At 64.3% G+C, this 16,475-nt stretch carries 7 protein-coding genes; all 7 read left to right on the top strand.

Annotated elements, in window-relative coordinates; translation table 11 throughout:
- Positions 1 to 59 precede the first annotated feature (59 nt).
- Complete coding sequence (locus V9K97_RS11995; protein ID WP_337318259.1) at positions 60 to 2,240, top strand: LamG-like jellyroll fold domain-containing protein; 2,181 nt, start codon at positions 60 to 62, stop codon at positions 2,238 to 2,240.
- Positions 2,241 to 2,626: 386 nt separating this feature from the next.
- Positions 2,627 to 5,653: a type VI secretion system Vgr family protein gene (locus tag V9K97_RS11990; protein ID WP_337318258.1), complete on the top strand. Its 3,027-nt coding sequence runs from the start codon at positions 2,627 to 2,629 to the stop codon at positions 5,651 to 5,653.
- Between the two features lie 60 nt (positions 5,654 to 5,713).
- Positions 5,714 to 10,537 carry an RHS repeat-associated core domain-containing protein gene (locus tag V9K97_RS11985; RefSeq protein ID WP_337318256.1) on the top strand — a complete coding sequence of 1,608 codons (4,824 nt, stop codon included), beginning with the start codon at positions 5,714 to 5,716 and terminating at the stop codon, positions 10,535 to 10,537.
- 28 nt (positions 10,538 to 10,565) lie between these two features.
- Positions 10,566 to 10,901: a hypothetical protein gene (locus tag V9K97_RS11980; RefSeq protein ID WP_337314618.1), complete on the top strand. Its 336-nt coding sequence runs from the start codon at positions 10,566 to 10,568 to the stop codon at positions 10,899 to 10,901.
- Positions 10,902 to 10,927: 26 nt separating this feature from the next.
- Positions 10,928 to 11,314, top strand: coding sequence for a hypothetical protein (locus V9K97_RS11975; protein ID WP_337318254.1), 387 nt, complete (start codon positions 10,928 to 10,930; stop codon positions 11,312 to 11,314).
- Positions 11,311 to 11,805 carry a pentapeptide repeat-containing protein gene (locus tag V9K97_RS11970; RefSeq protein ID WP_337318252.1) on the top strand — a complete coding sequence of 165 codons (495 nt, stop codon included), beginning with the start codon at positions 11,311 to 11,313 and terminating at the stop codon, positions 11,803 to 11,805. The genes V9K97_RS11975 and V9K97_RS11970 overlap by 4 nt, the downstream gene beginning before the upstream one ends.
- Before the next feature lie 15 nt (positions 11,806 to 11,820).
- Entirely contained in the window at positions 11,821 to 16,473 is a 4,653-nt protein-coding gene (locus V9K97_RS11965; protein WP_337318250.1) for an RHS repeat-associated core domain-containing protein, read from the top strand.
- Positions 16,474 to 16,475 lie beyond the last annotated feature (2 nt).

Genomic DNA, 16,475 nt, shown 5'->3' with positions numbered 1-16,475 from the left:
AAATGCCTGCGTCACCGCGCCTGCCTACGCTTGCGCGCTTTTCAACGCTCCCCATCGACATGTCTGCTCCTGACGACTCGCACGGCGCCCGCGCGCCGCACACCCCTTCTCCGGCCGAACCCTCTCCCGCCCATCCTGCCCAGCCGCCGCGCCGGCAGGTTCTCAAGCTCGGTGCGTCCCTGCTGACTGTCGGCGGCAGCAGCGCATTGCTGGCGGCCTGCGGCGGTGGGGGAGGCGGAGCGCCCGGCTTCAATCCGTTGCCGGTGCCTGCCCCGTCGCCAGCCCCAGCGCCGGCCCCATCACCCACACCGGCCCCGCCGCCGGTCGCCGCGAAGATCTCGAGCTTCGCACTCGCGGTAATGCCGGACACGCAGTTCTACGCGCGCTACGCCACCGCCGCCGAGAGCGACCAGTACGACAAGCGCTTCGGCAGCGCACCTTTCGCCGCGCAGACGAAATGGATTGCCGCCAATGCCGCGGCGCTGAACATTCCGTTCACCATTCACCTGGGCGATGTGGTCGACCAGGTCGGCAAGCCCGACCAATGGAAGGTGGCCGATGCCGCGATGAAGGTGCTCGAAGACGCCAGGCTGCCCTACAGCGTGCTCGCCGGCAACCACGACGTGTTGAACGATGTGGACTACGGCATCGACCCGAACGGCGGCACCGATGCGACCCGCACGCTCGCCAACGAGCCCTATCTCCAATGGTTTGGCACCGAGCGCGCCAAGCGCCAGACCACCTTCGGCGCGCGCGACAGCAGCGGCTTTCACGAGTACCACGTGTTCGAGGCGCAGAGCCAGAAGTTCATGGTGCTGTCGCTGTCGTGGCGCATCTCGGACGCCGGCATTGCCTGGGCGCGCCAGGTGATTGCAAAGAACCCGACGCTGCCCGTGATCCTGGTGAACCACCAGCTGCTGAACATCGACGCCGACGGCACCAGCCCGCTCGAGACCGACTACGGCAAGATGCTGTGGGAAAAGCTGATCCGCGACAACGATCAGATCTTCATGACGCTCAACGGCCACCACCACGGCGCCGCGCATCTCACGAAGACCAACGACTTCGGCCACAAGGTCGAGGAGATGGTGGTCGACTACCAGATGGCCTACCAGGGCGGCAACGGCCTGATGCGCCTTTACGAATTCGACCTGACCCACAAGCAGATCAAGGTGCTGTCGTTCTCGCCATGGGTGCCGCAGAAGCCGGCCGACACGCTGAACAGTTTCGACCAGGCCGTGCTCACCACGCCCAACGAGTCCTTCGTCATCGAGATGGATTTTGCGCAGCGCTTCGCGGGCTTCAACAAGGCTTTCGGCACGGGCGAAGCTCTCATCGAGGGCTCGTTGGTTGATAAGGCCAGGGCGATGATCCTCGCGAACTACAAGGAGCCCGACCTCACCGTGCAGCGGCCCGCCGCGAATGCTGACGATTACCCCCAGGTCGCGAACACGCTGGCGCATTGGCGCTTCTTCGGCGGCACGGTCAACCAGCCGGTGCTCCCGGGCACCGTCATCGCCGACGTCACAGGCAACAACCCGCTGCGCCGCGACACCCTGAACCAGGGCGGCATCGTGGGTGCGACCGACGCCGACATCGTCTGGAGCGACGACCGCCACCATCTCTCGGCCGCGCCGGGCTCGGTGCGCTTCCTGAACACCGACAAGAACGTGCCGCGCCTGAGCTACTTCCTCACCGAGGCCGCGGCGCCGATCAACGGCCAGACGCTGGACAACGGCTACACCGTCGAGGCCTTCGTGAAGATCGACAAGAGCTGGACCAGCAACAAGCAGGCGTGGATGAACATCATGACGCGCGACGGCCGGCGCGGCGACCTGGCCGGCTACCAGGGCGGCGACCCTGAAGCGCCGCCGATGCTGTTCGCCATTTCGAGCCTGCGCGAAGTGCAGTGGGAAGTGGTGCCGAGTACGGCCGGCACGCGCTCGCCCAAGACCAACTGGTCCGGCGAGGTGATTGCCGACCGCTGGGTGCACATCGCCATCGTCAACGACCCCGTGTCGCACGACACCACGATGTATGTGGAAGGCGCGCCGGTGCTGCGCAACATCAGCAATGCGCCCGGCCTTGCCACGCTCTCGGCCACCTCGCCATGGGTGGTGGGCGGCGGCTCGTGGGACGGCGCCCGGGCCGACGGCTTCTTCGGCCACATCGGCGAGGTGCGGGTGGTGGCTGCCGCGCTGGCGCCGGCCCAATGGCTCACGGCCCGCAAGGCGGCCTGACGAAGCCAAGGGCGGGAAGGCTTCTTCCCGCCCATTACCGGCTGAAGGCTCTTCGCCTGTTTGGCCGATGAGATCACCCGGAACGCGCTATTCCGGGCGATCTTTTAAATACTAAGTATTCCTCGCATTAACGCCGCCTCATTGCGGTCGGCAATTCAGGTCGCCCCCGTTTCCCGCTTTGCTCGCTGAAGCGTTCACGCCGTGAACTTTTTGTTCAAACGTCTATTTGTCAATTTTTAGCATTGGCTTTTACGATAAATCAACATTTAAAATAAATGTGAACACGTGCAATGGGAGGTGAGCTTGAAGCTCATTTTGAAAACAATATTCTTATTGGATGAATTGCTATTAGGTAATTCGTCTTATCGGCTCAATGCGGTGCAGCAATGAGCCGCCGCGTCACCATCCAAACGCCCTTGGGCGAGTCGTTGCAATTTCACCAACTGGTGGGCCGCGAGGCGCTGAGCCAGCTCTACGCCTTCGACATCGACCTGCTTGGCAGCACCAACGCGATCGACTCGAAAGCCCTGCTCGGCAAAGCGTCGACCGTGGCGGTGGAAACCGAAAGCGGCGGCGTGCGCTACCTCGGCGGCATTGCAACCCGGTTTGGCCTGCAACAGGAAGACGCACGCCACTCCTTCTATCGACTGCAACTGCGGCCTTGGCTGTGGCTTGCCACGCGGCGCAGCGATTTCCGCATCTTCCAGGGCAAGAGCGTTCCCGACATATTGACCGAAGTGCTGGGCAGCTACGGCTATCCCATCGAGAAGAAGCTCAGCCGGGGCGACTACCGCCGCTGGGACTACTGCGTGCAGTACCACGAGAGCGACTTCAACTTCATCTCGCGGCTGTGCGAGCTCGAGGGCATCTACTATTACTTCCGTCACGAGGCTTCGCAGCACGTGCTGGTGTTTGCGGACGACATTGCGAGTTCGCATGCGCCGCTGCCTGGTGGAGAGTCGGTGCGCTTTCACCCGCTCGAGAAATCCGGCATGGGCCAGCGCGAGCGCATCTATGCCTGGGAAACCGCGGAAGAGGTGCGTGCGGGCCATCACTACAACAACGACTACGACTTCGAGAAGCCCAAGGCCGACCTCTCGCACCTGCGGCAGATGCCGCCCGGCCACGACCACGACAGCTACGAGAACTACGAGTGGCCCGGTGGCTTTGTGCAGCACGCCGACGGCGAAACCTACGCGCGCATCCGCAACGAAGAGCAACTGAGCCAGCGCAGCCGCGCCACCGGGCGCTCCAACCTGCGCGAGCTGGCAACCGGCCACACGCTGCGGCTCACCGGCCATCCCAGGTCCGACCAGAACCGCCAATACCTGCTGCTGAGCGTGAGCTACCACCTGCAGGAAAACCTGCAGGCCAGCGAGGGCGCGGAAGCGACAGAGGGCTCCGTGCAGCGCTTTGCCTTCGATGCCCAGCCCACCAGCCTAGCGTGGCGGCCCCGGCGCACCACGCCCAAGCCGCGCACCCGCGGTCCGCAAACGGCCATGGTGGTCGGGCCTGCCGGCGAAGAGATCTGGACCGACCAGTACGGCCGCATCAAGGTGCAGTTTCACTGGGACCGCCTGGGCAAGGACGACGAGAACTCCAGTTGCTGGGTGCGTGTGTCCACCGCCTGGGCGGGCGCCACCTTTGGCGCGGTGTCGGTGCCGCGCATCGGCATGGAAGTGATCGTCGACTTTCTCAACGGAGATCCCGACTTCCCGATCGTGACGGGCTGTGTCTACAACGCCGACACCATGGCGGCTTGGCAATTGCCGGAGCAAAAGCATCTGTCGGGCATTCGCAGCCGCGAACTGGGCGGCGGGCGCGGCAATCACCTGGTGCTGGACGACACCCAGGGAAAGATCCAGGCGCAGTTGCGCAGCGACCACCAGGCCAGCCAGCTGAGCGTGGGGCACATCGGGCGCATCGAAGACACGGCCGGCCGCAAGGAGCCGCGTGGGCAGGGCTTCGAATTGCGCACCGACGGGCATGGCGTGACACGCGCGGCCAAGGGCCTGCTGGTGACCACCGAGCCGCGGCCCAATGCGCAGGCGCACACCACCGACATGGGCGAAACCATCGGCCGGCTCACGCAGGCGCGCGACCTGCATGAAGGCCTGAGCGAAGCCGCACAAGCCGCGCAGGCGCACGATGCCGGCGACCAGGACGAAGTTGCCACGGGCCTGAAGGAGCAGAACGACGCCATCAAGGGGCAGGGCGGCAACCGCGAGCAGGGCGATTTCCCCGAGTTCCAAGAGCCGCATCTCACGCTTGCGAGCGCCAAAGGCCTGCAAACGGTGGCGCAGGGCTCCACGCACGTGGTGAGCAACGAGCACACGGCGCTCACCAGCGGCGGCCACACCAGCGTGAGCGCAGGCAAGAGCTTTCTGGTGAGCGTGCAGAGCGCCATCCGAATGTTCGCCTCCAAGGCCGGCATGCGGCTGGTGGCGGCCAGTGCCGACATCGACATCAAGGCGCTGAAGGACAGCGTCAACGTGCTCGCCAAGCTCAACATCACGCAAACCGCCAACAAGATCACCATTCACGCGAAGGAAGAGGTGGTCATCAACGGCGGCTCCAGCTACAGCCGCTGGAGCTCGGGAGGCATCGAGCACGGCACCTCGGGCACCTGGCGCGAGCATGCGGCGGTGCACAGCCTCGTGGGGCCGGCCAGCCAGGGCAAGCCCGCGCTGCCTAACCCGCCGCAGTTGCCCAAGGGCCAGCTCGACTTGTACCACCAGTACATCAAGCCCACCGGCGAAAAGCACCAGGGCGTTGCGCAGGGCGACTTCACCGTGGTCGATTCGGAAGGCGGCACGCACGCCGGCACCTTCGACCGCAACGGCTTCGCAAGCGTCTCGGGCTTGCCGATCGGCACTGCAAAGGTCACGTTCGGCAAGGACCCGCGAGACCCGTGGGAAGAGGGCAGCTATTTCGGCACGCCCAAGGACTGGAAGGCGAAGGAACCTGCCGGCGGCGGCGCCGATGCGGCGGGCGCTGGGTCGGGCCTGTCGGGCGTTCTCGGCAGTGCGGGCAATCTTGCCGGACTGGCTGGTTCAGCCGGCGGCGCGGCGGGCGCGCTCGCGGGTGTCGCGGGCTTGAACAGCAAGACCGCGGGCGTGCTCGGGCAGGTCACCCAGGCGGCGGGCATGGCACAGCAGGCGGTGGGCGCCGCGCAGGCCATTCAGCAAGGCGGCGCCAAGGCGCTGCTGGGCCAAGCCAGCCAGGCCGCAACAGGCATGGCGATGCAGGCCGCCGGCGCACGGCTCGGACCGATGGGCGCATCCGTCGCCGGCGTTGCGAATGTGGCGGGCAGCGCGATGAGCGGCGGCATGCCGGCCGGCATCAAGACGGGCATGGCCACGGCCGGCACCAATCCCGCGCTTGCGGGGCGCACTCCCGGCTTCGTGGGCTGATTGCGGCACCGCGTGTATTTCGAATAACAAGACGTCTCAGGCAACAGGGAAAACAGGGCAATGGCGGAAGGATCGCAACAACAACCATCTCAGCGAGAACCCCAGACCGCGGTCGCTCCCCTGAACACGATCGTCAAGGAGGACGTTGCAGCAGCCAGCAAGGCGGTGGACGACTGGCTGCGCTCGTTCAGTGGCGGCTATGTCACGCTCGAGCGGCTGACGATGGTGCTGGGCAGCATTCCAATCGTCGGCAACATCATGGCGCTGGTGGATGTGTTCCTGGACATCATCAACATCGTCGAGAAAAAGGCCAAGGACGGGGTCGAAGCGTTCCTGGTCTGGGTGAGCCTGGGCATCAACCTCATTGGTTTGATACCGCTTCCGCCGGCCATGGCGGCGGCACGCATGAGCCTGCGGCCCACGCTGCATCTCGTGCGGCAGGAACTCAAGACGGCCGCGTCGAACCTGGGCGAAACCATTGTGGTGGTGCTGGTTGGCCATCTGAACGCAACCATCGCGGGCGAACTCGAGACTTTCATCGAGAAGGCCATCGCCCAACTCGGCGACATGCTGAAGAACTGCGCCGATCTCGCCGACCAGGTGGTCGACAACCTCGTCGACGTGCTGCGCCGTGCGGTGGGGCAGAAAGACTTGTTCACCGTTGCCAGTGCGCCATCGCCAGAGACGCAGGTGCACGACCCCAAGACGCAAAGTACCTGGAACCGCATGTGGAGCAGCGCGGTGCGCTACAGCAGGCAGTCGGCAAACTATGTGGCCAAGGCGGCCGCGGGCCATCTGCCCGCGAACGTCGTTGCCCAGGTGAACGGCGTGATTGCCAGCATGCTCGACTTCAAGGGCAACCTGCGAAGCAAGCTTGCGGCACTTGCCGACCGCGAGGCGCAAGCCAGCATCATGTGGCTGCTGCACAAGCTGCGCGAAGCGATCGGGCGCAAGAAAGGCAAAGGGGCCGCGATTGTGCCGCCGCATGGTGGCGCAGTGGCCGACAAGGATCGCCCGGGCGACCAGCTCGAACGCATCGGCAAGCAAGCGGACGGCAAGAAAGACCCGGGCTGCAAGAATTGTCCGGCGCCGGCAGCGCGGGGCGGTTCCGTCAGCCTGGTAACAGGCTGCGAAAGCTTCACGCACACCGACTTTGTGCTGGCCGCGCCGCTCCCAATCGAATGGGCGCGCACATACCGCAGCCAGCTTGATGCATTTGACGGCGCCGCACTGGGTGCGCGCTGGATTACTCCCTACACCACCCGCGTGGACTTTGCGACGCCTTCGAGCGGCGAGCGCCCAGGGCTGCTGAGTCTTGTCTACCATGCTGTGGACGGACGCAGCCATGCGTATCCGGTGCTCGAAGCGGAGCAGTCCTATCGCGACGCTATCGAGGACGTCTGCGTGACGCGCCTGGACCAACGCCTGCTTGCGATCGACTTCGGGCGCCATGGCGACTGGCGCGAGATCTACGAAATCGCCGATGACCACAGCCACTTCCGGCTTGTGGTGCAGCAGGCGAAGGATGGCCAGTCGATCGGGTTGCGCTACGACCACGTCATTGCCGCCACGGGCGAGCGCGTTCTGAGCGATGTCATCAGCTGGCAGGGCGAGGTGGTGGCCGCCCATGTGGGCACGCGCCCCGATGCCCGCACGGGGTTGATCGAATCGCTCTGGGAGCTGAAGGACGGGCAGGTGGTTCGCCAGCTTGCGGCCTATTCGCATGATGCGAATCGCGACCTGATGGAGGCAAGGGACGAGGACGGCGCGAGCCGCTCCTACACCTACACGCACCACCTCGTGACGCGGTACACCGACCGTACCGGCCGAGGCATGAACCTCGAATACGACGGCACCGGCGCGAATGCGAAGGCCGTGCGCGAGTGGAGCGACGACGGCAGCTTTGCACTCAAGCTCGAATGGGACCGGAACATTCGCCTGACCTACGTGACCGACGCGCTGGGCGGCGAGACCTGGTATTACTACGACATCCTCGGCTATACCTACCGCATCATCCATCCGGACAAGCGGCAGGAGTGGTTCTTTCGTGATGAAGCAAAGAACCTGACGCGCCATGTTCATCCCGATGGCAGCACCGACAGCTATACCTACGACGCCGACGGCAATCTGCAGACCCACACGCGCCAGGACGGTACGCGCGTGCATTTCGAATACGACAGCCGGCATCGGCTGACCGGACTGCGCGATGCCGAGGGCGGCATCTGGAAGCGCGACTATGACGCAGAAGGCCGCCTGACCGAAGAAACCGACCCGCTCGGCCACAAGACAGGCTACGCCTACGACAAGGCGGGCCGGCCGGTGGCGATTACCGACGCAGCAGGCGGCGCAAAGTACCTGAGCTATACGCCCGGTGGCCAGCTGGCCAGCTATACCGACTGCTCGGGCAAGACGCAGCGATGGGAGTTCGATTCGCGCGGGCGGCTCGTCAAGTACATCGATGCGGCGGGGCAGGCTACGCGCTATCGCTACACCGCCAGCGGCTACGCGCAGGCGGCGCGAGGCGGCAACCATGCGGGTCAACTCGAGGAGGTCGTTCGGGCCGACCAGACACGTGAACAGTTCATGCACGACGCTGAAGGGCGTCTGCTCTCTCACACCGATGCATTGGGCCGGACTACCCGTTACAGCTACACCCGCGCAGGGCTTGTCGGCGGGCGCACCGACGCCGCCGGCCGTTCGCTCAAGTACCACTGGGACCTGATGGGGCGCCTTACCGAGCTCCAGAACCAGAACGGCGCGCGGCATGACTTCCGCTACGACCCGGTAGGTCGCCTGATCGAGGAAACCAGCTTCGATCGGCAAGGCCGGCGGTACCACTATGACGAAGCTACGGGCGTGCTCGAACAGATAGTCGATGCGGGCGGTCATGCGCTCAGCCTTCGTTTCGACGAAGTGGGAAGACTGGTCGAGCGCAGTGCGGCCAACGCACAGGCCGAGCGCTTCAGCTACGACCGCAACGGCCGGATGATCGAGGCCTCGAATGGCGATTCGCGCCTGCAGTGGTTCTACGACCCCGTCGGCAATCTCACTCGGGAGCACCAACACTACCTGTCGACCGGGCGCGTTGCCATATGGCAGCATCGCTATGACGAGCTCAACCAGCGGATCTCGTCCATTCGCCCCGACGGCCACGTCACGCAGTGGCTCACATATGGATCGGGCCATGTTCACGGGCTGTTGGTCGACGGCTCGGAGGTGTTGAGCTTCGAGCGCGACGACCTGCACCGCGAGGTATTGCGCGAGCAGGCCAACGGGTTGACCCAGCGGGTGCGCTACGACGCAGTGGGGCGCTTGCTCGAACAGAGAATTTCGCATGGGCGGCCCGGTGCCGCCGCATCGCTCGATCTGCACCGCAGCTATGGCTGGGACAAGGCCGGCCAGTTGATTGCCATCGGTGACTCGCGACGTGGCAACCTGGGCTATCGCTACGATCCGGTCGGCACGCTCATCGAAGCGCAGAGCAGGCTGGGACGTGAAACCTTCGCGTTCGATCCTGCCGGCAACATCGCCGATCCAGAGCTCGACCCGGCTTCCACGCCGTCGGCATCGCTGGCAGGCCACCGCCAGGTCAGCCGCCTGCTCGACAACCTGTTGCGTCAATACGCCGGCACGCGCTATCGCTACGATGCCCGTGGCAACCTTGTCGAGCGAACGAGCAATGGCCGGCATACGGCATTCGAGTGGGACGCTTTCAACCGGATGATTGCGGCGCATGGCGATGAAGGCTCGACCTTCTTTGCCTACGACCCCTTGGGGCGGCGAATCGCCAAGCGTTCGGGCGATGCCATCACCGTCTTTGGCTGGGACGGCAACCATCTGGCCTTCGAGAGCACCCAAAGCACGGCCGGCGAGCGCGAGTCGCAAGGCCGCGGCTACAGCGTGCACTATGTGCACGAGCCCGATTCCTTCGTGCCGTTGCTGCAGATGCGGCGAGCGCAGGCCATTGCGCTTGCCAGAGCAACCGACGTGAAGGCGCTCATGGACGCAAACGGCGGCGTCTACGACATCGAGCAAGACCCGGTCTGGAACGGCGAGCAGACGCCCAGCCCGATTGCCTTTGCCCAGCAGGAGATTGCCTACTACCAGTGCGACCATCTCGGCACGCCGCAGGAGCTGACAGACCACGAAGGCCGCATTGCCTGGTCCGCCCAGTACCGCGCCTGGGGCGCGGCGCGGGAGGTCATCAGCGAAGCGGGGCGGCGCGCAGGTCTTGCGAACCCTATCCGCTTCCAGGGCCAATACCGGGACGAGGAAACCGGCCTGCACTACAACCGGCACCGCTATTACGACCCGCACACGGGCCGTTACGTGAGCCGCGATCCGATCGGGTTGGCCGGCGGCCTCAACACGCATGCCTATGTTGCCAACCCCACGGGCTGGGTCGACCCGCTGGGCCTGCAAGGCCAGCCCGCCGCCTGCAAGACGCCCAAGGGCGGGCGCTTTGCCACCGCAGACGGCGCTGCCAAGGCCGCCATGCTGCGCTACAACGACAAGTCGATTCGCGACAACCTCGAGTATGGTGGCCTCGTCTACAAGACGCCCGACGGCAAGTACGACTTCACCAAGGCCACGCGGGGCGAAGGCGATTCGGTCGACCCATGGGGCCCGACCGCGCGCCGGATTCCTCGCTGCGCGCAGGAGGTCGGTTATTGGCACACCCATGGGGATCACACGGACAGCCGCGGCAACCGCACCACGCGCGGACGCGACTACTACGACAGCAACAACTTCTCGCCGGAGGACAAAAATGCGGCCAAGGTGGGTATGCAGAACGATCATCCGGACTACCGCGGCTACGTCGGCACGCCGAGCGACGGACTCAAGGGCTACAACCCGAAGCTGGATCAAACGTACAGGCTCTAGCAGCCTTGTCATTGCATTGGGGATATTCATGAACAGCCAGATTTCTGCAGCGCCGATCTTCGAGATCAACCCTCCCGCGACGAGCGTGCAACTCAACACGCCGCTTGCCATTGCGCTGGGCCACGCCTATGAGCGCTTTGCGCAGACAGGGCAAGACCTGAAGAACTTCGACATCCAGATCAGCGAGCGCACGCGTGAAAACGGCGAGGACGAGAACGGTGAAAACACCATCGGAATCGCGTTTGTCGCAAAGCTCGAACCGGGCAAGAAGGGCCTCGGCAATGCAAACCGCCTCGGCCGTTCGGTGCTGTACATCGCCTCTAGAACATCGGGCGAGATCTTGCGCGAAGCGGGGAGCCGCTAAGCGCCTAACGCAATGGAGAACAGCTCATGGAAAACGATGCTTCCGCTTCGGTCTCTTCCCTCTCTCCCATTTCTGGCGCGCAGAGCTATGCGCTCACTGACGAGCAACGCCTTGCACTAGCGGCAAAGGCGGAAGCCGGCAATGCCGACTCCGCCTTTCGGCTCTCGCTGTACTACACCTTCACTTTCTCCGATCCCGATCAATCGATGCACTGGCTTTCGATGGCGGCCAAGGGCGGCCACAGCATTGCGCAGCACAACCTTGCCTACGACCTTTATATGAGCGGCACCGACCTTGCAAAGGCTGCCTATTGGGCGGCGGAGTCGCAGAAGAACGGCAACGCCGAAGCCGGCTGGCTGTTGAGCGAAATCGAAACCGAAAAGGTTGTGTCGGGCTGGAGCCCGCTGACGTGAGCTCGCAGCTGATCATTCTGGCCCACGACATGTGGCGCAAAGGCGCAGGCGGGGCGCCGGCAGGCCTTGTGGGGCAAGCCGACAGCTTCGCCTATGCGGGGCTCGATTTGAGCCTGGCGCAGTTCGCTGGCTCGACTTTCGCGGGCACCAGCTTCACTGCAACCAGCTTCAAGCAGGCCGGTTGGAGCGCCTGCCAGTTCACCGGCTGCAGCTTCACGCAATGCGACTTCAGCGGCATATCGATTACTGGCTGCACCTTCGTCAACTGCAGCTTCACGCGCGCCAACTTCGACGGCGGCAGCATCGGCACCAGCACCTTCGCGCAGTGCCAATGGGACGACATCAGCTTTGCGGGCGGCCGCTGGAATGACGTGGGCGTGCTGAACTGCGGCGGCACCGTGGTTCACGCACAGGGCCTGCACGGGCGAAGCGTGGACTTCACGGGCAGCACGTTCGAGCAGCTGGAGTTCCAGGGCGCGAACATCAACTGAGAGGAAAAACAAGAAATGTCAGGGACGGGGGAAACCAAGGCGCCGGCGCAGCGCGAACCGCAGACGGCCGTCGCGCCGCTGAACACCATCGTCAAGGAAGATGTAGCGGCCGCAAGCAAGGCAGTGGACGACTGGTTGCGCTCGTTCAGCGGCGGCTACGTCACGCTGGAGCGGCTCACCATGGTGCTGGGCAGCATTCCGATCGTCGGCAACATCATGGCGCTGGTGGATGTGTTCCTGGACATCATCAACATCGTCGAGAAAAAAGCCAAGGACGGGGTCGAAGCGTTCCTGACGTGGGTGAGCCTTGGCATCAACCTCATCGGTTTGATCCCGCTGCCGCCGACCATGGCGGCGGCGCGCATGAGCCTGCGGCCCACGCTGCACCTCGTGAAGCAGCAGCTCAAGAGCGCTACCTCGAACCTGGGCGAGGCGATCGTCACCACGCTGGTAGGGCACCTCAACGCCACCATCGTGGGAGAGCTCGACAAGTTCATCGATGGCGCCATAGGCAAGCTCGATGGCATCCTGAAGAGCTGCGCGGACCTGGCCGACAAGATCATCGACAACCTCGTGGACATTCTTCGGCGCGTGCTCGGGCAGAAGGACCTGTTCACCGTGGCCAAGCCCGGCGCGGCAGAAACGAAGGTGCACGACCCCAAGACGCAGAGCACCTGGAGCCGCATGTGGGGCAGCGCGGTGCGCTATACCAAGGAGTCGGCCAACTACGTGGCCAAGGCGGCGGCAAGCCAGCTGCCCGCCGGCGTCGCGAGCCGGGTCGAGGGTGTGATCAGTCAGATGCTGGACTTCAAGCGCTTGCTGCGCGGGCAATTGTCGAAGCTGGCCGACCGCGACGCGCAGGCCAGCATCATGTGGCTGCTGCACAAGCTGCGGGACGCGTTGCTGCGCAAGAAGGGCAAAGGCTCGGCGCTCGTGTCGCCGCAGGCGGGGAGCAAGGCCGAGAAGGACAAGCCGGGTGCGGCGCTCGGCCACATCAGCAAGCAGGCGGATGCGCATGGACCGCCCCCAGGCTGCAAGAACTGCTCTGCGCCGGCGCGTGTAGGCGGTTCGATCAGCCTCGCGACCGGCAATGAAAGCTTCACGCACACTGATTTCGTGCTTGCCGCACCGCTGCCCATCGAATGGGCGCGCACCTACGCCAGCGACCTGGACGCCTTCGACCGAGGCAGCCTGGGTGCACGGTGGATCACGCCCTACAGCATGCGCGTGGACATCACGACGCCCACGCGCGGCGCTCGCAAAGGGCGCGCGAGCATGGTCTATCACGCAGCCGACGGCCGCAGCCACTCGTATCCGGTGCTGGCAGTGGGGCAGGTGCATCGCGATGCCATCGAGGAGATAACCGTCTCGCGCCTCAGCGAAACCTTGTTGGCGCTCGACTTCGGCAAGCCGCTGCCAGCGGGAGCGCAACCCGAGTGGCGCGAACTCTACGAACTGGTCGACAGCAAGCAGCCGCACTTTCGGCTGGTGGCGCAGCAGGGCAAGGACGGCCAGTCCATCGGCCTGCGATACGACCACGTGATCGCCTCTACAGGCGAGCAAGTGCTCAGCGACATCATCAGCAAGCAGGGCGACGTCGTCATGGCCCACGTGGGCACGCAGCCCGATGCAAAGACCGGCCTCATCCGGTCGCTGTGGGAGCTGAAGGACGGCCAGGTCGTGCGCCAGCTGGCCGCCTACACGCACGACGCCGAACATGACCTGATTGCCGCGCAGGACGAGAACGGCGCCAGCTGGAGCTACACCTACAGCCACCACCTGGTCACCCGCTACACCGACCGCACCGGCCGCGGCATGAACCTCGAGTACGACGGCACCGGCGCCGACGCCAAGGCCGTGCGCGAGTGGTCCGACGACGGCAGTTTTGCGCTGCAGCTGGAATGGGACGCCAACATCCGCCTGACCTACGTGACCGATGCCCTGGGCGGCGAGACCTGGCACTACTACGACATCGAGGGCTACACCTACCGCGTCATCCACCCCGACAAGCTGGAGGAATGGTTCTTTCGGGACGACGCGAAGAACGTCACGCGCCATGTGCATACCGACGGCACCACCGACGACTACACCTACGACGAAGACGGCAACCTGCAGGCGCACACCCGCGCCGACGGCAGCCGGGTGCACTTCGAGTACGACAACCAGCACCGCCTCACCGGCATTCGCGATGCCGAGGGCGGCGTGTGGAAGCGCGACTACGACGCCCAGGGCCACCTGACGGAAGAGATCGATCCGCTGGGCCATAAGACCGAGTACGCCTACGACAAGGCCGGGCGGCCCGTGCGCATTACCGATGCGAAGGGCGGCGTGAAGGCGCTCGTTTATTCCCCTTCAGGGCAACTGCTCAGCTACACCGATTGCTCCGCCAAGACCAGCCGATGGGAGTACGACCAGCGCGGCCGCGTGACCAAGGCCGTGGATGCAGCCGGCAACACCACCAGCTACCGCTACGCCGCCGGCCAGCTGGAAGAAGTTGTGCAGCCCGACGAAACCAGCGAGCACTTCACGCACGATGCCGAAGGGCGCCTGCTCGCGCACGCCGACGCGCTCGGCCGTCGCACCCGCTACAGCTACACGCGTGCAGGCCTCATCGCGGGCCGCACCGACGCTGCAGGCCGCTCGCTCAAATACCACTGGGACCTGTTGGGCCGGCTGACCGAGCTGCAGAACGAAAACGGCAGCCACTACAACTTTCGCTATGACCCGGTGGGCCGCCTGCTGGAAGAAACCGGCTTCGACCGCAAGACCACGCACTACCGCCACGAGGCGACCACCGGTACGCTCGCCGAAGTGGTCGAAGCCGGCCACGCGACTCAACTGCAGTTCGATGCGCTGGGCCGCCTTGTGGAGCGGAATGCGGGCGAAGGCCAGCTTGAGCACTTCGCGTACGACCTCAATGGCCGCTTGGTGGAGGCCGCCAATCGCGATGCGCGCCTGCAGTGGTTCTATGACCCGGCCGGCAACCTGACGCGCGAGCATCACCACTATCTTGCAAATGCGCGCACGGCGGTGTGGCAACACCGCTACGACGAGCTCAACGAGCGCATTGCCACCACTCGCCCCGACGGCCACGTGACCCAATGGCTCACCTATGGTTCTGGCCACGTGCACGGCCTTCTTGTCGATGGGCAAGACATTCTGGGGTTCGAACGCGACGATCTGCACCGCGAGGTGGCCAGGGAGCAAGGCAACGGCTTGAGCCAGCGCCAGAAGTACGACCCCGCCGGCCGGCTGCTGGAGCAGCGCATTTCGCAAACCGGCCGCGGCCCCGCCGATGCGCTGGAACTCAGCCGCCGCTACACCTACGACAAGGCCGGCCAGCTCACCGCCATTGGCGACAGCCGGCGCGGCCGGCTGGACTACCGCTACGACCCGGTCGGCCAGCTGCTCGAAGCCAACAGCCGCCTCGGCCGCGAGGTCTTCGCCTTCGACCCCGCGGGCAACATCGTCGACCCAGCCCAGGCTGAAGGCCCGGTGCAGCGCACTGCCAACAAGCTGCTCGACAACCTGCTAAAGGAATACGCAGGCACCAGCTACCGTTACGACGAGCGCGGCAATCTCGTCGAGCGCGTGAAGAACGGCCGCAAGACGGTCTTTGCATGGGACGGCTTCAACCGCATGGCGGCCGCCACCAACCCCGATGGCATCACCACCACCTTCAGCTACGACCCGCTGGGCCGTCGCATCGCCAAGCGATCAGGCGACGCAACCACTTCGTTCGGCTGGGACGGCGACGTGCTCGCGTTCGAAAGCACCCAAAGCACCGCTGCGCTGGATGAACAGCAAGGGCAGGGCTGGAGCGTGCACTACATCCACGAGCGCGGTTCCTTCGTGCCGCTGATGCAGATCAGGCAGCCGCGCGCCATGGCGCTGAGCGAAACGCCGGATGTGAAGGCGTTGATGGAAGCGAACGGCGGCGCGTATGACATCGGGCAGGATCCGCTGTGGAATGGCGAACAGCGCAGCGTGCCGAGCGCCTTCGACAGGAAGGAGATGGCGTTCTATCAATGCGACCACCTGGGCACTCCGCAGGAACTGACCGACCATGAAGGAAGCATTGCGTGGTCGGCGCAGCACAAGGCCTGGGGCGAAGCGCGCGAGACGATCAGCGAGGCGGGCAGAAGGGCGGGGTTCAGGAATCCGATCCGGTTCCAAGGGCAGTATTTCGATGAGGAAACGGGGCTGCATTACAACCGGTACAGGTACTACGATCCGAACTCGGCGAGATTTCTCAGTCGGGACCCGATTGGACTATTAGGGGGTGGGAATTTACATGCGTATGCAGAAAATCCTGTTGAATGGATTGATCCCCTTGGCCTTGCGAAAAAGAAGCCATGTCAAACAAGAGCAAACTCGACCGAACCAAAGTTACCCGAAAAGGTGATTGCTGCCGATGGCGGTTTGAGACTGGAGCACTATGTTCGAAGTGGCGATCATGCGCCTGCTCATTTTCATCTTAGAGGGGAAAACGGTCTAAATGTCCAAGTTGGTCAAAATGGAAAGCCTCTCGATAGCAAAGTGAGATTAACAGCTGCGCAAGAAGCATTTGTTCTGAACAATAGGTCTAAGCTAAGATCCGGTGTCGATAAAATTCAACGTTGGCACAGATATCAAAATCTTCCGAATGATTGTACATGCTGCAATTGAAT

This window comes from Variovorax sp. CCNWLW186, assembly GCF_037203865.1.
GTDB lineage: Bacteria > Pseudomonadota > Gammaproteobacteria > Burkholderiales > Burkholderiaceae_C > Variovorax.
Note: the sequence above shows the minus strand (reverse complement) of the source record. Positions and strands in the feature narration are given on the sequence as shown.

What these genes read in the sequence shown, in the direction of transcription:
- V9K97_RS11995 (WP_337318259.1), top strand. Translation starts at nt 60, where the DNA reads ATGTCTGCTCCTGACGACTCGCACGGCGCCCGCGCGCCGCACACCCCT.
- V9K97_RS11990 (WP_337318258.1), top strand. Translation starts at nt 2,627, where the DNA reads ATGAGCCGCCGCGTCACCATCCAAACGCCCTTGGGCGAGTCGTTGCAA.
- V9K97_RS11985 (WP_337318256.1), top strand. Translation starts at nt 5,714, where the DNA reads ATGGCGGAAGGATCGCAACAACAACCATCTCAGCGAGAACCCCAGACC.
- V9K97_RS11980 (WP_337314618.1), top strand. Translation starts at nt 10,566, where the DNA reads ATGAACAGCCAGATTTCTGCAGCGCCGATCTTCGAGATCAACCCTCCC.
- V9K97_RS11975 (WP_337318254.1), top strand. Translation starts at nt 10,928, where the DNA reads ATGGAAAACGATGCTTCCGCTTCGGTCTCTTCCCTCTCTCCCATTTCT.
- V9K97_RS11965 (WP_337318250.1), top strand. Translation starts at nt 11,821, where the DNA reads ATGTCAGGGACGGGGGAAACCAAGGCGCCGGCGCAGCGCGAACCGCAG.